Source organism: Bacillus sp. M5A3_1b (assembly GCF_053345335.1).
Genome location: NZ_JBKEZY010000001.1, coordinates 147,876 through 167,551 on the forward strand (window position 1 = coordinate 147,876; position 19,676 = coordinate 167,551).

The 19,676-nt window shown below is 37.6% G+C and carries 20 protein-coding genes; all 20 read right to left on the reverse strand.

Going from position 1 to position 19,676, the window contains the following annotated elements; all coding sequences use genetic code 11:
* Positions 1-14 precede the first annotated feature (14 nt).
* The 20 genes from topA to fabD all read right to left on the reverse strand — a co-directional run bounded on the left by topA (position 15) and on the right by fabD (position 19,673).
* Positions 15-2,093, reverse strand: coding sequence for a type I DNA topoisomerase (gene topA / locus ACLBWW_RS00690; protein ID WP_001286953.1), 2,079 nt, complete (start codon positions 2,091-2,093; stop codon positions 15-17).
* Positions 2,094-2,237: 144 nt separating this feature from the next.
* The gene (dprA, locus tag ACLBWW_RS00695) at positions 2,238-3,107 is read right to left on the reverse strand and encodes a DNA-processing protein DprA (protein WP_048546002.1); all 870 of its coding nucleotides are present in this window, start codon (positions 3,105-3,107) and stop codon (positions 2,238-2,240) included.
* Positions 3,108-3,194: 87 nt separating this feature from the next.
* A complete protein-coding gene (gene sucD, locus ACLBWW_RS00700) occupies positions 3,195-4,097 on the reverse strand; it encodes a succinate--CoA ligase subunit alpha (RefSeq protein ID WP_000115178.1) in 903 nt (300 codons plus the stop codon).
* 19 nt (positions 4,098-4,116) lie between these two features.
* Complete coding sequence (gene sucC, locus ACLBWW_RS00705; RefSeq protein WP_001020778.1) at positions 4,117-5,277, reverse strand: ADP-forming succinate--CoA ligase subunit beta; 1,161 nt, start codon at positions 5,275-5,277, stop codon at positions 4,117-4,119.
* A 194-nt stretch (positions 5,278-5,471) separates the two neighbouring features.
* Positions 5,472-6,245, reverse strand: a complete 774-nt coding sequence (locus ACLBWW_RS00710; protein ID WP_048546004.1) for a ribonuclease HII — start codon at positions 6,243-6,245, stop codon at positions 5,472-5,474.
* A 52-nt stretch (positions 6,246-6,297) separates the two neighbouring features.
* The gene (ylqF, locus tag ACLBWW_RS00715; protein WP_048546006.1) at positions 6,298-7,188 is read right to left on the reverse strand and encodes a ribosome biogenesis GTPase YlqF; all 891 of its coding nucleotides are present in this window, start codon (positions 7,186-7,188) and stop codon (positions 6,298-6,300) included.
* Positions 7,189-7,208: 20 nt separating this feature from the next.
* The gene (gene lepB / locus ACLBWW_RS00720) at positions 7,209-7,760 is read right to left on the reverse strand and encodes a signal peptidase I (RefSeq protein WP_000711857.1); all 552 of its coding nucleotides are present in this window, start codon (positions 7,758-7,760) and stop codon (positions 7,209-7,211) included.
* Between the two features lie 101 nt (positions 7,761-7,861).
* Positions 7,862-8,206 (reverse strand): 50S ribosomal protein L19, encoded by a 345-nt coding sequence (rplS, locus tag ACLBWW_RS00725; RefSeq protein WP_001186518.1) that lies wholly within the window; start codon positions 8,204-8,206, stop codon positions 7,862-7,864.
* A gap of 146 nt (positions 8,207-8,352) precedes the next feature.
* Positions 8,353-9,087, reverse strand: coding sequence for a tRNA (guanosine(37)-N1)-methyltransferase TrmD (gene trmD / locus ACLBWW_RS00730; protein WP_098079062.1), 735 nt, complete (start codon positions 9,085-9,087; stop codon positions 8,353-8,355).
* Positions 9,087-9,602 carry a ribosome maturation factor RimM gene (gene rimM, locus ACLBWW_RS00735; protein WP_048546010.1) on the reverse strand — a complete coding sequence of 172 codons (516 nt, stop codon included), beginning with the start codon at positions 9,600-9,602 and terminating at the stop codon, positions 9,087-9,089. The genes trmD and rimM overlap by 1 nt, the downstream gene beginning before the upstream one ends.
* Positions 9,603-9,723: 121 nt before the next feature.
* Entirely contained in the window at positions 9,724-9,951 is a 228-nt protein-coding gene (locus ACLBWW_RS00740) for a KH domain-containing protein (RefSeq protein ID WP_000737397.1), read from the reverse strand.
* 14 nt (positions 9,952-9,965) lie between these two features.
* Positions 9,966-10,238, reverse strand: a complete 273-nt coding sequence (rpsP, locus tag ACLBWW_RS00745) for a 30S ribosomal protein S16 (RefSeq protein ID WP_000268750.1) — start codon at positions 10,236-10,238, stop codon at positions 9,966-9,968.
* A gap of 100 nt (positions 10,239-10,338) precedes the next feature.
* A complete protein-coding gene (gene ffh, locus ACLBWW_RS00750; protein ID WP_048546014.1) occupies positions 10,339-11,688 on the reverse strand; it encodes a signal recognition particle protein in 1,350 nt (449 codons plus the stop codon).
* A gap of 12 nt (positions 11,689-11,700) precedes the next feature.
* On the reverse strand, positions 11,701-12,033 hold the full coding sequence (locus ACLBWW_RS00755; protein ID WP_000891061.1) for a putative DNA-binding protein: 333 nt from the start codon (positions 12,031-12,033) through the stop codon (positions 11,701-11,703).
* 133 nt (positions 12,034-12,166) lie between these two features.
* Positions 12,167-13,156, reverse strand: coding sequence for a signal recognition particle-docking protein FtsY (ftsY, locus tag ACLBWW_RS00760; protein WP_000007644.1), 990 nt, complete (start codon positions 13,154-13,156; stop codon positions 12,167-12,169).
* 15 nt (positions 13,157-13,171) lie between these two features.
* The gene (gene smc / locus ACLBWW_RS00765) at positions 13,172-16,741 is read right to left on the reverse strand and encodes a chromosome segregation protein SMC (protein ID WP_048546015.1); all 3,570 of its coding nucleotides are present in this window, start codon (positions 16,739-16,741) and stop codon (positions 13,172-13,174) included.
* 147 nt (positions 16,742-16,888) lie between these two features.
* Positions 16,889-17,626: a ribonuclease III gene (rncS, locus tag ACLBWW_RS00770; protein ID WP_001146867.1), complete on the reverse strand. Its 738-nt coding sequence runs from the start codon at positions 17,624-17,626 to the stop codon at positions 16,889-16,891.
* A 59-nt stretch (positions 17,627-17,685) separates the two neighbouring features.
* Positions 17,686-17,919, reverse strand: a complete 234-nt coding sequence (gene acpP, locus ACLBWW_RS00775; protein WP_000786062.1) for an acyl carrier protein — start codon at positions 17,917-17,919, stop codon at positions 17,686-17,688.
* Between the two features lie 69 nt (positions 17,920-17,988).
* Positions 17,989-18,729, reverse strand: a complete 741-nt coding sequence (fabG, locus tag ACLBWW_RS00780; RefSeq protein ID WP_048546017.1) for a 3-oxoacyl-[acyl-carrier-protein] reductase — start codon at positions 18,727-18,729, stop codon at positions 17,989-17,991.
* Positions 18,729-19,673 carry an ACP S-malonyltransferase gene (fabD, locus tag ACLBWW_RS00785; protein ID WP_048546019.1) on the reverse strand — a complete coding sequence of 315 codons (945 nt, stop codon included), beginning with the start codon at positions 19,671-19,673 and terminating at the stop codon, positions 18,729-18,731. The genes fabG and fabD overlap by 1 nt, the downstream gene beginning before the upstream one ends.
* Between the last annotated feature and the right edge of the window lie 3 nt (positions 19,674-19,676).

Below are 19,676 nucleotides of genomic sequence, written 5' to 3' on the forward strand. Positions count from 1 at the left end.
GTGAGCAGTTACGCTCACATTTGTTGTTCTTCTTCATAATCACACGAAATACATTGTACTTGCACGCCTTTTTTCAACTTCTTCTCTACAAGCATACCTTCGCACTTCGGACATTTACGACCAATTGGTTTATCCCAAGATACAAAGTCACACTCTGGATACGTACCGCATCCATAGAAAAGACGTTTCTTTTTATTACTACGGCGTTCAATAATTTGACCTTTATCACACTTCGGACAAGTAACACCGATTTCTTTCACAATCGGTTTTGTATTACGACAATCTGGGAAATTCGAACAAGCCATAAATTTCCCGTATTTACCCATTTTAAAGACCATTGGGTGATCACACAATTCACAGTCTTCCCCAGCTGGTTCATCTTTAATTTCCACTTCACGCATTTCTTTTTCCGCTTTTTCTAAACGCGGTTCAAAGCCTACGTAGAAATCATCAACAATTTTTACCCAATTCGCATTTCCTTCTTCTACTTCATCAAGACTTTGCTCCATGTTAGCAGTAAATTCAATGTTAATAATTTCTGGGAAAAACTCTAAAATAAGTTCAATTACTATTTCACCAAGTTCAGTTGGAACGAAGCGTTTATTATCCAAACCTACGTATCCACGTTTTTGAATCGTTTCAAGTGTCGGCACGTAAGTCGACGGTCTTCCAATTCCAAGCTCTTCAAGTGTTCTTACTAGACGAGCCTCTGTATAGCGCGGCGGAGGTTGTGTAAAGTGTTGCTTCGGTTCTAAATCCTTCGAAAATACCGTTTCCCCTACTTCTAAAGGTGGCAACATTTTATCCTTTTCTTCAGCCCCGTCATCTTTCGACTCTACATACACTTTCATAAATCCTGGAAACTTTACAACCGATCCACTTGCACGGAACTGAACATTGTTATTAATGAGTCTAGCTGTCACAGTATCCATTATAGCAGACGCCATTTGACTTGCAACAAATCGCTCCCAAATCAGTTTATACAACCGAAGTTGATCACGACTTAAGAAACTCTTTAGTTCCTCTGGCCTTCTCATTACCGAAGTAGGACGAATTGCCTCATGCGCATCTTGCGCGTTCGACTTTTTCGTTTCTTTCTTCTTTTCTGTCCCTATGTATTCCGCACCAAACGCCTCAGTAATGTAAGTACGCGCCTCTGTTTGAGCTGTTTCTGAGATACGTGTTGAGTCAGTTCTCATATACGTAATAAGACCTACAGTCCCTTGCTTTCCAAGATCTATACCTTCATACAATTGCTGCGCGAGCATCATTGTTTTCTTTGCTCGCATGTTTAACTTACGCGCTGCCTCTTGTTGCAAGGAAGATGTTGTAAACGGTAATGCAGGATTACGTTTTCGCTCTTTTCGCGTTACATTTTCAACTGAAAACGCATTATCTTTCATCTGTTCAATTATTTCATTCACTTGCGTTTCATTCGTTAATTGAACTTTTTCACCATCTACACCGTAAAAACTTGCTTCAAATGTGTCTTTCCCTTTCACAAATTCTGTCTTAATTGTCCAGAATTCTTCAGGCTCAAAGATTTGAATTTCTTTTTCACGTTCGATAATTAAACGAACTGCTACAGATTGTACGCGTCCTGCACTTAATCCTTTTTTTACTTTCTTCCATAATAAAGGACTAATATTGTAACCAACAAGACGATCTAGTATACGCCTTGCTTGCTGTGCATCTACTAAATCCATATTAATCGCACGAGGATGTTTAAATGATTCTTTTATTGCATCTTTTGTAATCTCATTAAACACAACTCGGCAATCTGATTCAACGTCCACATTTAACGTATTGGCTAAATGCCAAGCAATCGCTTCCCCTTCGCGGTCTGGATCGGCCGCGAGATAGACTTTCTTTGCTTTTTTGGCCGCTGATTTTAAATCTTTTAAGACGGGACCTTTACCACGAATGGTAATATACTTCGGGGTGAAGTTGTTCTTTACTTCTATCCCCATTTGGCTTTTAGGTAAATCGCGAACGTGTCCCATAGACGCGACAACTTTGTATTTTTTCCCTAAATATTTCTCAATGGTCTTCGCCTTAGAAGGCGACTCCACGATTACGAGGTAATCTGACATGCTAGTGCCTCCTTAAGAGGTGGATTCAAGTCTTCATCAATCTTATTGATTTCTCTTGTTTTTGTCAATCAAGAATGAATATACCATACAGTGCCTATCTACCATTTGTCAATAATTGTTTAATAAAAACATAAAAATATAAAGTTAATTTAAAACTTCTTCCAAGATATCTTCTGCATTTCTTACTAGTTTTGCTCCTTGTTGAATCAGATGATTCGTTCCTGATGCACTATCTATAAATATAGGTCCAGGAAGTGCAAATACCTCTCTATTTTGCTCTAAAGCAAGGTCCGCAGTAATAAGTGTTCCACTTCTTGATTTCGCTTCTACAACTAAAACACCCTTACTTATACCACTAATAATCCGGTTCCTTTTTGGAAAATACCATTTTTTCGGTGCATAGTGCGGCGGATACTCTGTTAATAACAATATATATTCATTCCACGTTTCATATAAATGTCTATTCTCTTTTGGATACATATACGATAATCCATGTCCTAGTATTGCAATAGTCGGGCAATGCCGTCTTACTGTAATTTCATGAGACATTGTATCTATCCCTCTTGCAAACCCACTGACAATAAGCCATTCCCTTTCTAATAATGGGTGTAAAATAAATTTTAAACTCTCATGTCCATATAAAATTGGTTCTCTCGTTCCAATAACTGCTAATTTATTCGCTTTACTGAGAAAACACTTCTCTCCTTTTCCATATAATACAAATGGGGGATCCTGTATTTCACGTAATAATTGTGGATAATCTTCGTCCCATATAGTCATATAGAAGATTCGATTTTTCTCTAAATAAGATATATATTGTGGGAGATTTGAACTTTGAAGAAAATTTACTAATTCTAAAGATTTTTTCGAGGATATTCCAGTGTAGTATTCCATTTGTTTTGTATTAAACGTGTATATTCCCTTCAATTCAGGATCGACATATAGTAGTCTTTCCATTGCCTTCCAATGATCTGCTAAAAAATAATGAAGATGTAATAATCGTTCTCTTTTCATCTTAATTCTCCTTACCCATAATTTTTATTATGTAAACAAGAATTGCGTAAAAAGACACCTTCAAGCAAGAAGGTGTCTTTCAACAGATTAGTAGTTTTTACAAGTCTCAAATAGACCTTTTTCTTTTAAGACAGAGATTAGTGTTTCACCCATAACGGCTGGAGTTTCCGCTACTTTAATACCACAAGCTTCCATCGTTTTAATCTTTTCAGCAGCAGTTCCTTTACCACCAGAAATGATTGCACCAGCATGGCCCATACGTTTGCCAGCAGGCGCTGTTTGGCCACCAATGAAGCCTACAACAGGTTTTGTCATATTAGCTTTCACCCATTCAGCCGCCTCTTCTTCCGCTGTACCACCAATTTCACCAATCATAATTACAGCATGTGTTTCTTCATCTTCATTAAATGCTTTTAACGCATCTATAAAGTCCGTACCGTTAACTGGGTCCCCGCCGATACCTACAGCAGTAGATTGGCCAATACCTTCTTGTGTTAACTGATGTACAGCCTCATACGTTAATGTACCAGAGCGAGATACGATACCTACATGGCCTTTTTTATGAATGTACCCTGGCATAATACCAATTTTACATTCATCAGGCGTAATAACACCAGGACAGTTTGGTCCAAGTAAACGTGTATGTTTACCCGCCATATATCTCTTTACATTTACCATATCTAATACAGGAATACCTTCAGTAATACATACTACTAAATCGATTTCTGCATCAACTGCTTCCATAATTGCATCAGCCGCAAAAGCGGGTGGAACGTATACAACTGAAGCGTTTGCGCCTGTTGCTTTCACTGCATCTTCTACAGTATCAAATACTGGTACACCTTCAATATCAGTGCCACCTTTACCTGGCGTTACACCACCGACAATTTTCGTACCGTATTCAATCATTTGTTTTGTGTGGAATAAACCTTGAGAACCTGTAATACCTTGAACAATAACTTTTGTATCTTTATTAACTAATACGCTCATTTTTCTCCCCCGCTTTCTATTAGCCCACTAGTGAAACAATTTTTTGTGCACCGTCTGCCATAGATTCTGCTGCAACAATATTTAAGCCAGACTCATTTAAAATTTTCTTACCTAACTCTACGTTTGTACCTTCAAGACGTACAACTAAAGGCAATTCAAGACCTACTTGTTTCGTCGCTTCAATAACACCTTCTGCGATAACATCACACTTCATAATGCCACCAAAAATGTTAACGAAGATACCTTTTACATTTTTGTCAGAAAGGATAATTTTGAATGCTTCTGTAACTTTTTCAGCTGTTGCACCGCCACCAACATCTAAGAAGTTAGCTGGATCGCCATGGTAATGTTTAATGATATCCATTGTAGCCATCGCTAAACCTGCACCATTAACCATACAACCGATATTTCCATCTAAAGGAATGTAGTTTAAGTCATATTTAGAAGCTTCAATTTCTTTTGAATCTTCTTCATCAAGATCACGAAGTTCTAAAATGTCTTTATTGCGATATAAAGCATTAGAATCAAAGTTTAATTTCGCATCTAATGCCATAACTTTACCGTCACCTGTTGTAACAAGTGGATTGATCTCCGCGATAGAGCAATCTTTTTCGATAAACGCACGGTATAAGCCCATCATAAACTTCACAGCTTGTCCTACAAGCTCTTTTGGAATATTGATGTTAAACGCGATTCGGCGCGCTTGGAAGCCTTGTAAGCCTACTGCTGGATCAATATATTCTTTAAAGATCTTTTCAGGTGTTTGCTCTGCTACTTCTTCAATTTCTGTTCCACCTTCTTCAGATGCCATTAAAACAACTTGAGAAGTTGCACGATCTAAAACTAGACCAACATAATATTCTTTTTTAATATCGCAACCTTCTTCGATAAGTAAGCGTTTTACTTCCTTACCTTCAGGACCTGTTTGATGTGTCACAAGTGTAGTTCCTAAAATGCTCTCTGCATATGTACGAACTTCATCTAAATTTTTTGCAACTTTTACTCCGCCAGCTTTGCCGCGTCCACCAGCGTGAATTTGTGCTTTTACTACACATACATCCGTTCCTAATTCTTTCGCTGCTTCTACAGCTTCTTCTACTGTAAATGCAACCTTCCCGTTCGGAACGCTAACCCCATAGCTTTTAAGGACTGCCTTACCTTGGTACTCATGGATATTCATGGTCCCATCCTCCCCTGTTTTCCTGTTTTACTCGAAAAGTTTTTTAATGTTTAAAAAACATTACATTGCCATTGTATAAGATGATTGGCACGCTGTCTACAATAAAGTGTCAGAAAACTGAAATCGCTTTATTCTTTTTTGAAAATAATAATGTTCATATACCAAAATAAAAAAATAAGCTGCATATTCGCAGCTTATTTTTGAATCGTATCTTTAATTGGTGCAAACGATTTACGATGTTCTTCTAATACTCCATGCGCTTCAATCGCTTCTAAATGTTGTTTTGTGCCATATCCCATATGTTGTTCAAATCCGTATGCAGGATACTTTTCTCCAAGCTCTTTCATCATACGATCTCTCGTTACTTTCGCAATAATGGATGCAGCTGAAATAGAAATACTTTTCGCATCACCTTTAATAATGGATGTTTGCGGAATTGGTGTAGGAAGTTTCATCGCATCAATTAATAAATGTTCTGGTGCACAAGATAAATTCGCAACAGCATCTAACATCGCTTGTTTCGTCGCTTGATAAATATTTATCTCATCAATAACTTGTGGTGATACAATTCCAACTCCAATTGCAATTGCTTGTGCTTTAATTTCATCATAAAAACGCTCTCGCTTCGCCTCACTCAGCTTTTTCGAGTCATTTAACCCTGGAATATAAAAATCTTCCGGAAGGACAACAGCTGCCGTCACGACAGGCCCAGCTAGCGGCCCACGCCCTACTTCATCTATACCTGCAATAAATGTGAGCCCTTTTTCACGTAATGCAATCTCATACTTGGACATTTCGAAAAACTTTTCTTTTTCTTTCTGCGCTAACTCTTTTTGTTTATGCCACTTCAAAATGAGCTTTTGTACCCCTTTTCGCTCATCTTTCATTAATATTTGAAAGCGGTCGTCCTCTTCACTCATAATTTTTTGCAGTAAATGTTCCGCTTCTTGAATAGTCACTTTTTGCATTCACGCACACTCCTTTTATATACAAAAAAGAAAAGACGTACAAACGCACGTCTTATACTTCTTCTACTTTTTCAACACCTTCTACTTGCTCCGCAAACTCTTCTGGTGTTTCAAACGTCATTTTCCCAAGTTTCCCACCACGAAGCTCACGAAGTATAAGCTCAGATGTTTTATCGTAATCAATCATTCCGCCGCCCATTAAACAGCCTCTATTTTTTCCAATTGCATCAAATAACTCCACAATATCTTCTGGAATTTCATTTAAATTATATCGATCTTTCAAACGTTCTGGATAATGTTTTTCCATAAAACGTAAAGCGTAAACAGCAACATCTTGTAAATTTAAAATTGAATCTTTAATTGCGCCTGTTGTCGCTAAACGAAGACCCACCAATTGATCTTCAAATTTAGGCCATAAAATACCCGGTGTATCTAACAGTTCCATTTCCTTCCCAACTTTAATCCATTGTTGAGCTGTTGTTACACCAGGACGATCTCCTGTTTTAGCAATATTTTTCTTCGCCAACTTATTAATTAACGTAGATTTACCAACATTCGGTATACCTACAATTAATGCACGAATTGCTCTCGGTCTAATACCTTTTGCAACCATTTTATCAAATTTTTCTTTCACCAACACTTTACAAGCCGCTGCAATTTCCTTCATACCTTGTCCAGCTTGTGCGTTAATTGAAATTGCCATTTGGCCTTTTTCTTTAAAATATGCAATCCATTGCTTTGTTAAACGATCATCTGCCATATCCGCTTTATTTAAAACAACAAGCCTCGGCTTATGTGTAATAATCTCATCGATCATTGGATTTCGAGAAGATAAAGGTAATCGAGCATCTACAAGCTCAATTACAACATCAATTAACTTTAATTTTTCTGTTACTTGGCGTCTAGCCTTTGCCATATGTCCCGGGAACCATTGAATTACCATGTTGCCACCTTCTTTTTCTTTTATTTCACAATACGAGCATCTTTTAACGGCCAATATAGTATATTTGCTTTTCCAATCACTTGGTCCATTGAAATTGTACCAATCGAACGGCTATCTTTACTAAAACGACGATTATCGCCTAAAACAAATAATTGACCTTCTGGAACAGTTTTCTTCCCTGTCATTTCTTCAAGAGTAAAATCATATGTAAGCGGTCCGTCAGCAATTTGTTTTTTTTGCTTGTCTAAATACGGCTCCTCATAAGCCTTTCCGTTAACATATAGTTTATCATTACGATACTCTATTTCATCGCCTGGCAGGCCGATAATGCGCTTAATATAATCTTTATCTTCCGTTGCTCGGAATACGATAATATCAAATCGTTTCGGATCTCCTATGTGATAACCAATTTTATTGACAATCATTCGATCGCGATCATGTAAAGTAGACGCCATCGATACTCCATCTACGAGAATTGGAGCAAAGAAAAACTGTCTAATAACACCCGCTAATACAACAGCAATCAAAATTGCTTTGATCCATTCCCAAAGTGAACTCTTTTCTTTTTTCATGCGTTTCCCCTCCACGATTATGTAAGCTGCTCGTATTATATCAAAATTTTATATAGATTGGAAAAAGGGAGCTTGTGTATTTACAAGCTCCCATACATGTCTTATCGAATTTCTTTAATACGTGCTTTTTTACCGCGAAGGTTACGTAAGTAGTATAACTTAGCACGACGTACTTTACCACGACGAAGTACTTCAAGTTTCGCGATTCTTGGCGTGTGAACTGGGAATGTACGCTCAACACCTACACCGTAAGAAATCTTACGAACTGTGAATGTTTCACTGATTCCGCCACCACGACGTTTAATTACAACACCTTCGAAAAGCTGAATTCTTTCACGAGTTCCCTCAACTACTTTTACGTGTACACGTAAAGTGTCTCCAGGACGGAATGAAGGAAGGTCAGTTTTTAATTGGCCTTGAGTAATTTCTGCGATTAATTGTTGCATATTAAATTCTCTCCTTTAAACAGATGCTCTTATAAAGTCTTAATAAATTACAGCGGAACATCGTTAATACGGCCACTGATTTCAGTAGCACAAGTGTTATAATAGCATATTGCTAGGACTGTTGCAATAGAAAATATATCAAGCCCTTACTTGTCTTCTTTAATTTGTTCTAACCATTTCGCTTCTTGCTTAGATAATTCTCGTTCTTCCAGTAAATCCGGTCTACGCGTGTACGTACGACGTAGTGATTCTTTGTGTCGCCATTCATCAATATTTTTATGATTTCCTGACATTAGTACATCCGGTACCTTCATACCACGAAAATCAGCTGGACGTGTATAATGAGGATGTTCTAATAAACCTGTACTAAACGAATCCTCGACTTGTGAAGCATGATTTCCTAGCACTCCCGGGAGGAGACGCACGACACTATCCGTAATAACCATAGAGGCTAACTCTCCGCCGGTTAATACGTAGTCACCGATAGAAATTTCATCCGTTACGAGATGCTCACGAATTCGTTCATCGTACCCTTCATAATGACCACACACAAAAATAACATGCTCTTCTTCAGCAAGTTCTTCTGCCTTCTTCTGCGTAAAACGCTCTCCTTGTGGACACATTAGGACAACTCTCGGTTTACGTTCTGTTTCCTTCGTTAACTCTTCCACTGCATCAAAGATGGGCTGGGGGGTTAATACCATCCCAGCGCCACCACCATACGGATAATCATCTACGCTATTATGCTTACTCGTTGTATAATCGCGGAAATTGACAACACGAAGCTCTACCGCTTCTTTTTCTTGTGCTTTCTTTAAAATTGAAGATCCAAACACACCCGTAAACATATCTGGAAACAATGTTAAAATGTCAATTTTCATTATAATAGCCCTTCCATTACATGAATGGTTACTAATTTATTCTCAATGTTAACTTGAAGTACAACATCATCAATATAAGGAATTAATAGATCTTGGCCTTTTGGACGTTTAATTACCCAAACATCATTTGCACCAGGAGATAAAATTTCTTTTATTGTTCCTAACGCTTCTCCTTCTTCCGTTACAACATTGCAACCAATAATTTCATGGTAGTAGTATTCGCCTTCAGCTAGTTCACCTAACTGCTCTTCTGGTACTTTTATTAAAGAACCTTTAAACTTCTCTGCTTCATCTACATTATTGTATCCTTCAAATGTTAATAGATCAAATGTCTTATGTTGACGATGAGAAGTTACTTTCACTGGAAGGTAGTCTGTACTTTTCTCATTACTTATGTATAACGTGTTTCCTACTTTATATCGCTCTTCTGGAAAATCAGTACGAGAAATAACACGTATTTCTCCTCTTACGCCATGAGTATTTACAATTTTTCCTACGTTAAACCATTTTGTCATAAATAGTATGTCACCCCTGGTTTCTATATAAATTAAGCATCTCCATTTCACATATGGAACATGCAACTTCTCTTTAAATGTTAAAAAAGGGAGAGGAAATAACTCCTCGCCCTTTTTACGTTTATTGAATTTCCAGTGTTACTTTTTCATCATTATGATGTCCCACTGAATACAAGAGCATTCGAATTGCTTTCGCAACTTTCCCTTGCTTTCCAATGACTTTTCCAACATCCTCAGGATGTACAGTTAATCGATACTTTATCTCTCCGTTGTAAAGTTCCTGTGTAACTTTTACATCTTCAGGATGATCGACAAGAGGCTTGACAATCGTCTCGACTAACTTCTTCATAGTCATTGCCTCAATTACTTACCTTGTTTAGATAAGTGGAATTTCTCCATGATACCTTGGTTAGAGAATAAGTTACGAACTGTATCAGATGGTTTAGCACCATTTCCTAACCATTTTAATGCTGCTTCTTCGTTGATCTTAACTTCAGCTGGTTGAGCAACCGGATTGTAAGTACCGATTTCCTCAATGAAACGTCCGTCACGAGGAGAACGAGAATCTGCAACAACTACACGATAGAAAGGAGTTTTTTTAGCTCCCATACGTTTTAAACGAATTTTAACTGCCATTTATAAAGCACCTCCGAATTTATTTCACACAGATAATTATATTAGCAAAAAGACTATTGCTTTGTAAAGTATTTTTTCTTAACAGAGCCATCTTTTTTCCTTACATGAATGGAAACTTCAATCCACCTAGTCCTTTTTTCTTACCTTTTTGCATTCCCGTCATCGTTTTCATCATCTTTTTCATATCATCAAATTGCTTGATTAAACGATTGATTTCTTGTACCGTTGTACCGCTACCTTTGGCAATGCGCTTTTTGCGACTAGCATTGATTATTTCCGGTTGTTCTCGCTCTAATTTAGTCATAGAACGAATAATTGCCTCAATATGCCCAATTTGTTTTTCATCAACTTGCGCATTTTTCAGACCTTTAATTTTATTTGCACCAGGAAGCATTCCTAACAATTCATCAAGCGGTCCAAGTTGACGCACTTGTCCAAGTTGTTCTAGGAAATCGTCAAGCGTAAACGAAAGCGTACGCATTTTTTGCTCAAGTTCTTTTGCTTTCTCTTCATCAACTGTAGCTTGCGCTTTTTCAATTAATGTTAAGACGTCTCCCATCCCTAAAATACGGGATGCCATACGCTCTGGATGGAACGCTTCAATCGCATCTAGTTTTTCACCCATACCAACAAATTTAATCGGTGTATTTGTTACCGCCTTAATAGATAATGCCGCACCACCGCGCGTATCACCATCTAATTTCGTTAATACAACACCTGTTAAACCTAACTGTTCATGGAAACTTTGTGCAACATTTACCGCGTCTTGTCCCGTCATCGCATCGACAACAAGGAAAATTTCATCCGGTTTCGCAACTTCTTTCACTTTCGCTAATTCATCCATTAGTTCTTCATCAATATGCAGGCGACCTGCTGTATCAATTAAAACATAATCGTGATGATCTTCTTTTGCTTTTGCAATCGCTTGTTTCGCAATTTCAACAGGACTTACTTGATCTCCTAAAGAGAATACAGGCATGTCCAATTGCTTCCCTAATGTTTCAAGCTGTTTAATCGCTGCTGGACGGTAAATATCCGCTGCAACAAGCATTGGTTTACGATTATGCTTTTTACGAAGCAAATTCGCAAGCTTACCTGTCGTCGTTGTTTTACCCGCACCTTGCAGACCAACCATCATTATAACAGTCGGTGGCCTATTAGCAACAGCAATTTTGCTTTGCTCTCCGCCCATAAGTTCTGTAAGTTCTTCCTGTACGACTTTAATTACTTGTTGTCCAGGTGTCAAACTTGTCATTACATCTTGTCCGACAGCACGTTCAGACACACGCTTTACAAAATCTTTTACTACTTTAAAGTTAACGTCCGCTTCTAAAAGAGCTAGACGAACTTCTCTCATCATTTCTTTCACATCGGCTTCAGAAACTTTTCCTTTGCCGCGGATTTTTTGCATTGTCTGTTGAAGTCGGTCGGCTAATCCTTCAAATGCCATATTGCCGCCCTCCTAATCTAATTTTTCGATAGCTTCAACAACTTGTTTCATTTCTTCATTCACATGCTCTTCTTCGCTGATTAGCTGTTTTAGCTTTGCAACAAGTCGCTGTCGCTCTTGAAACTTTTGAAGTAATACTAATTTATCTTCATATTCTTCAAGCATCGCTTCAGTCCGTTTAATGTTATCATACACGGCTTGGCGACTTACATCAAATTCTTCCGCAATTTCACCAAGAGATAAATCATCTAGATAATAAAGCGACATATAACTTCTTTGTTTTTGCGTTAACAACGATTGATAAAAATCAAATAAATAGTTCATTCTCGTTGTTTTCTCGAGCATGTTGGATCATCCTTTGTTAAGTGATTTCCCTTTACATGAATTAGTTTACATGGAGTACAAAAGAGTGTCAAGTTTTTTTCTTAACATCACATATTTTTATAGAAAAAGAAGCGGAAAAGACCGCTTCTTTCACTTACACTTCTTCTGTTTCTACTAAGTTCGCAAATAAACCATACACATATTGTTCTGGATCAAACTGCTGCAAGTCATCCATTTGCTCTCCTAATCCAACAAATTTCACTGGTACATCCATTTCGTTACGAATCGCTAATACAATACCACCTTTAGCAGTTCCATCTAACTTCGTTAAAACAATACCAGTAACATTCGTTGCTTCACGGAATGTCTTCGCTTGACTTAAACCGTTTTGTCCTGTTGTTGCATCAATAACAAGTAATACTTCGTGAGGAGCCCCCGGTACTTCACGCTCAATTACACGTTTCACTTTCTCTAACTCTTTCATTAAGTTTACTTTATTTTGTAAGCGTCCTGCTGTGTCACATAGTAATACGTCTACTTTACGTGCTTTCGCGGCTTGTACAGCGTCATACATAACCGCCGCTGGATCAGATCCTGACCCTTGTTTAATCACTTCTACACCAACGCGATCGCCCCATACTTCTAATTGTTCAATCGCTCCTGCGCGGAATGTATCTCCTGCCGCCAATAGGACAGACTTACCTTCTGATTTGAATTTATGTGCTAGTTTACCAATCGTCGTCGTTTTCCCTACACCGTTAACACCGACAAATAAAACAACTGTTAATTGATCCTCTTGCATATTAATTTCGTTACTAAATTCACTGTCGCCTTTGTAAATTCCTACTAATTTTTCTGAAATAACAGCTTGTACTTCTTTTGGATCTTGGATGTTACGACGTTGCACTTCTTCTTTCAATTGATCAATTAATTCCATTACCGTCGAAACTCCGACATCTGCACCAATTAAAATTTCTTCTAATTCCTCAAAGAAATCTTCATCTACTTTACGATAACGATAAACTAAATCATTTACTTTATCTGCAAACGAATTTCTCGTTTTTTCTAATCCATGTTTAAATTTCTCTGTTACCGTATCTGTTTGTTTTGAAATTTTTTCTTTTAATTTTTTAAAAAAACTCATACTGTCCCATCCTTCCTAATTACTTGCAACTAGTTCTTCTCCATCATCCAAACGAACCGAAACAAGTTTAGATACCCCTGACTCTTGCATTGTGACACCGTACAATACGTCAGACTCTTCCATTGTACCTTTTCTATGTGTAATGACAATAAACTGTGTCTCATCACTAAATCTCTTTAAATACTGCGCAAAACGGGCAACATTCGCCTCATCAAGAGCCGCCTCTACCTCATCTAATACACAGAATGGGACTGGGCGCACTTTTAAAATACCGAATAACAGCGCAATCGCTGTTAAAGCACGCTCCCCACCAGAAAGTAAACCTAAGTTTTGCAGTTTCTTCCCTGGCGGTTGCGCTACAATATCAATACCAGTATTTAATAAGTCCTCTGGATTCGTCATGACTAAATCCGCTCTACCGCCTCCAAATAATTCAGAGAATACCGATTGAAACTCCATTCGAATTCCTTCAAACGTAGTAGAAAAACGTTTTTTCATTTCTTCATCCATTTCGGTAATAAGTTGGTGCAATGTCGCTTTCGCTTCTTCTAGGTCATCTTTTTGCTCTAGTAAGAATGTATGACGCTCTGCTACACGCTCATACTCTTCAATTGCCCCTAAGTTCACTGTGCCTAGCTCTTCGATGGATAATTTAATTAGTTTCACCTTTTTACGTGCATCCTCTGCAGGCATCATCATTGTATACTTCAGTTTTGCTGCTTCAAATGAAATCGTATATGTTTCACGTAAATGTTGTAATCTATTTTCTAACTCTACATCAAGTCGGTTTATTTTTACTTCTTGATTTTTCAGCATCTCAAGAATGTATTTATGTTTACCTGTTGTTTCTTTCAGATTACGTTCTAAATGTTCTACTCTCTCTTGTAACGATACGCGTTGTTCACGACGAGAGCGAATTAACTCTGAAGTTTGATTACGATCATATGCTTTCTTCTCAATCATATTCGTAATCTGTTCTTCACCACTTGAATTAGATGTCATTTCTTGTTTTAAGAATGCTAAATCCTCTTTCGTTTTGACAAGCGTTGCATCCGTTTCTTCTTTTTCCTTCGTCAATCGTTCAACTTTTTCTTTTTGATTAGATAAGCGTTGTTGCTTTTCAGCCGCCAACACTTTTAACTCAGTCATTTCTTTTTGCACTTTTTCCTTCGAAGAATGCTGCTCACTTTTTTGTTTTGTTAAAGCGATAATTTTGCTATCTAATTCCGTAATCTCCGCTTGAAGCGTTGCTAAAATCTTTTCTAGCTCTTCTTTACGTCCCTGTATTTTCACTTGATCTTGTAAGAATCCTTCAATCTCTAAATCGTAAATAGATAAACGATCATTAATACGATGTTCTTCTAATTCTAAGCGACTAATTTCTTCTCTTAATTTCTGTTCATCTACACGCTCTGCTTCTACACTTTGCCTTAGTTCCCGTATTTTCACTTCTTTTTCTTGAATCTCTTGCTTTACTGCTTTAACAAAGTTTTCTAACTTTGTCGTTTTTTCTTCCATATCAGTTAACTTGTTCGTCCACTCTTCTAGCTCACGTTGACGTCCTAATAAAGAAGATTTCGCCTGTTTTACCGCTCCACCAGTCATAGAACCACCAGGGTTCACTACATCACCTTCGATTGTTACAATGCGATAACGGTATTGCAGTTGTTTCGCCAACTCATTCGCCCCACGCAAATCTTTCGCAACAATAACAGTACCTAATAAATTTGAAACTACATTTTCATATTTATTGTTATATTGCACAAGTTCTGCCGCCACACCTACAAACGATGGGTGTTGATTTACAATACGTAATTGTTCAAATGATAACGATCTACTTTTAATAACAGCTTGCGGTAAAAACGTTGCTCGTCCATGTTTATTTTGTTTTAAAAACGTAATTGCATTACGAGCATGTTCTTCTTTTTGTACGACAATATGCTGCATCGCTGCACCTAGAGCAATTTCCATTGCAATTTCATATTCTTTCGGTACCGTTAGCAGTTCTGCAACAGCACCCTCGATACCTTGCAACCTATCTTCTCTAGCTTTTAATACTTCACGTACCCCTTGATAGAAACCAGAGTAATCCTCTTGCATCTCTTCTAGCATTTCTTTTCGAGAACGTGCCTGTTGTACAAATTGATACGCTTGATACAGTTTTGTTTCATTTTCACTATACTGCGTCTTGCATTTCCCAAGTGCCGCTTCTGTCTTTTGTATATTCGAAAGGATACCAGCTACTTTTTCTTTCACTTGTTCATAACTTTCCACAAGTTTTGTCTTTTTCGCTGTAATTTCCATGCGTATTTCTACATACTTTGCATTTTCTTCATCGAGTCGTTCATTTTTTGAGTTTTGTTGTTTAGATTGTTCTTCAATCATAGATAACTCATTACGATGACTAGCTTGTTGATTTAAAAGTTCAATATAGTCACCTTTTAAATTCTCAATTTGTTCCTCTAAATTGTCAGCAAAAGTTGCAAGCAGTAGCTCATTATCATGCAATTTTGTCTCCAGCTCTTTTACTTGATTTACAAATTGCATCAACACTTCTGTACTGGATTCAATTTCACCATCATAACTTGTAGCTTTCTCTGTTAATTCAACAATTAACTGTTCGAGTTGTGCACAATGCGTCGTTGCATTTTGTTTTCTCTCTTTTAATAACTCGCGCTGTCCTTCTAACTTTTCTAGCTCTTTACTAGAAAGAAGCAGCACTTCTTGTAAGGAATCTACAGACTCATCTACTGCTTGTAATTGTCCTCGTAATTCCTCAAGCTCTTCTTCACCTTTTTGTAAATGCGTTGACATTTTAACTTCTTCGTTTTTATTATGCCCAAACTGATTTCGAAGCGCTTCCCATTTCTCATGTAATTCTTCAATTTCATGTACAATAAGCGCCGCTTCTACTTTCTCTAATTCTTCTTTTTTCTCGAGATAATCTTTCGCAATAGAAGCTTGTCTTTCTAAAGGTTCTACTTGACTACTTAATTCGTGAATGATATCTTGTACACGATTTAAGTTTTCTTGTGTGTCTGCTAATTTCACTTCAGCTTTCTTTTTACGAAGTTTGTATTTCAGCACTCCCGCAGCTTCTTCAAATACACCACGACGTTCTTCTGATTTACTACTTAAAATCTCTTCAACTTTCCCCTGGCTAATAATCGAAAAAGCTTCTCTTCCCATACCAGAGTCCATAAATAAATCGATAATATCTTTCAATCTACATGATTGTTTATTAATATAAAAATCACTATCACCAGAACGAGATACACGACGCGTTACACACACCTCATTATATTCAATCGGTAAACGTTGATCTTCATTATTTAAAGTTATTGTTACTTCAGCAACATTAACTGCTCTTCTCGTATCACTGCCTGCAAAAATAATATCCTCCATCTTTGCACCACGTAATGATTTTGCAGATTGTTCACCAAGTACCCAGCGAATCGCATCAGTAATATTACTTTTCCCACTTCCATTAGGTCCTACTACGGAAGTTACACCTGGGACAAAATCAACAGATACACGCTCAGCAAAAGACTTAAACCCTGCTATTTCTAATCTTTTTAAAAACACGAAAGGCCTTCCTCCTATTCTCCGTTGTTATAACTGTTGTCTATACAAAAACAAGCTATTATACGGATTTCCCTTCCTTTTATTCACAAACAAAAAGAAAGTTTCATTCTATGCATAAGGAATCCCCCTCATTCAAAGGGGGATTCCTTATAGTTGTTCTTTTAATTTTTTCAATGCTTCTGCAGCAGCTTGTTGCTCTGCTTCTTTTTTCGACTTACCACTACCAAGACCTAAAGCCACGTTATTTAACGTAACACGTGACACAAATTCTCGATTGTGGGCCGGTCCTTTTTCCTGCAAAATTTGATACTCAATATTGCCACTACCATCACGCTGAATCAACTCTTGTAATTGACTCTTATAATCCATCACATGAGAAAAAGCACCTTCATTAATTTTAGGGTATACAATTTCTTTTAAGAAGCCCCATACTGTTTCTAACCCTTGATCAAGATAAAGGGCACCAATAAACGCTTCAAAGACATCCGCTAATAAAGCTGGTCGTTCACGTCCACCTGTCATTTCCTCACCTTTTCCTAATAAAACAAGGCTACCAAATGACAACTCGTTTGCAAAACGAACAAGAGATGGTTCACATACAATAGCTGCACGTAGTTTCGTTAACTCTCCTTCGCTCATTGTCGGATATTTTTGAAACAGATACTGTGACACAGTAAGTTCCAATACTGCATCTCCAAGGAATTCGAGACGCTCATTGTCTTCATGCGGTTTTTTTCGATGCTCATTCACATACGATGAATGCGTAAATGCTTGAATCAATAATTTTTCATCTGAAAACGTAATACCTATCTCTTCTTGAAATACTTTAAACGCTTCACGATATTTTGTTTCGTATTTTTTTTCTCTATGTTTTCGGTACGGCATAAGTCCCTCCAGATATAAGCCGAGAAGCCCCGCTAAAAAAACGGGACTTCACTTAAGCATTATAGATGACTCTCTATGTAAGTCACAGCATCGCCAACAGTAGCAATCTTTTCAGCATCTTCATCAGAAATTTCCATTTCGAATTCATCTTCCAATTGCATTACAAGTTCTACTACATCTAGGGAGTCTGCGCCTAAATCTTCTTTAAAGCTCGCAGCTGGTACTACTTCAGTTTCTTCTACACCTAAACGATCAACGATGATTTTTGTTACACGCTCTAAAACATCTGCCATTCCATTCACCTCCCCTCAAATATTATATTAAATATTGGCCAAAAAAACTAGTTGAAATCAATTCTTTTATTACATTACCATTCCGCCATCAACATTTAACGTTTGCCCTGTAATATATTTGCTTTGATCAGAAGCAAAAAACGTTACAGTATTTGCGATATCTTGCGCTTCACCAAACTGGGCTGCAGGAATTAACTTTAGCATTTCGGCTTTTATATTTTCATCTAATATATCCGTCATATCAGTCGCAATAAAACCTGGAGCAATTGCATTTACAGTAATATTACGGCTCGCTAATTCTTTTGCTGATGTTTTTGTTAATCCAATTACACCCGCTTTAGCAGCAACATAGTTTGCTTGTCCTGGATTACCTGTCACTCCAACAACAGAAGCGATATTAATAATACGTCCATGACGCTGGCGCATCATGTATCGAGATACTGCCTTCGTACATAAGAATACACCTTTTAGATTTGTATTAATAACTGTATCCCATTCTTCTTCTTTCATACGCATTAATAAATTATCTTTTGTTACACCTGCATTATTTACAAGAATATCAACTTGTCCAAATGTATCTACAGTTTGTTTCACCATATTTGTAACGTCTTCAGCATTTGCAACATCTGCTCTTACTGCAAGTGCATCCGAACCTAATTTCTTTATTTCATCAACTACTTCATTCGCCTTTTGCTCATTACCAGCATAATTTACTACAACATTTGCCCCTTGTTTCGCTAAATCAATCGCAATCGCACGACCAATTCCACGTGAAGCGCCAGTTACTAATGCTACTTTCCCTTTTAACATCAGTTTTCTCCTCTCAAATTTGAAATGGTATCTTTTAATGTCTCTTCATCGTATATCGCATATGCTTTCACTGATGAATCAATTGACTTCATAAGTCCAGCAAGCACTTTCCCAGGTCCAATCTCAATAAATGTATCTACCCCTTGATTCACCATATTTTCAATGGACGGGTACCATAAGACAGGCGAATAGAGCTGTTCAATTAGCTTTTCTTGAATAAGTGCACCACTTGTAATAACGTCTGCTGTTACATTTGCGATAACAGGAATATTCGTATCTTGAATTGTAATTTCTTTTAAGACACTTTGGAACTTCTCCGCTGCTGGCTTCATAAGCGAAGAGTGGAACGGTCCACTTACCTTAAGCGGAATTGCTCTCTTTGCACCATTTTCTTTCGCTCTTTGAGAAGCAATCTCAACTCCTTGCTTTGTTCCAGAAATCACAATTTGCTTCGTACTATTCATATTAGCGATTTGCACTGCATATCCTTCACTTGTTACTTCTTCTGTAACTTGTTTCAGCATATGTGGATCAGCACCTAAAATAGCCGCCATTGCACCTTCTCCACCAGGAACAGCTTCTTCCATATATTCCCCACGTTTTCTTACAGCATATACAGCGTCTTCAAAAGTTATTGCACCCGCTGCTACAAGAGCGCTATATTCACCTAAACTATGCCCTGCAACAAAGTCTGGTGTAATATCATACTCTTTCAAAGCTGTCAAAATAGCAAAACTCGTTGTTAATAAGGCCGGCTGCGCATTTGTCGTTAACGTAAGCTTTTCCTGCGGCCCTTCAAAAATCACTTCTGAAAGTGAATCTTGCAACACCTCATCTGCTTTCGCAAACACATTTGCAACCTCTTTATTATTCTCCGCTAACTGTTTACCCATTCCAACTGCCTGTGAACCTTGGCCCGGAAAAAGAAATGCTAGTTTTCCCATTTC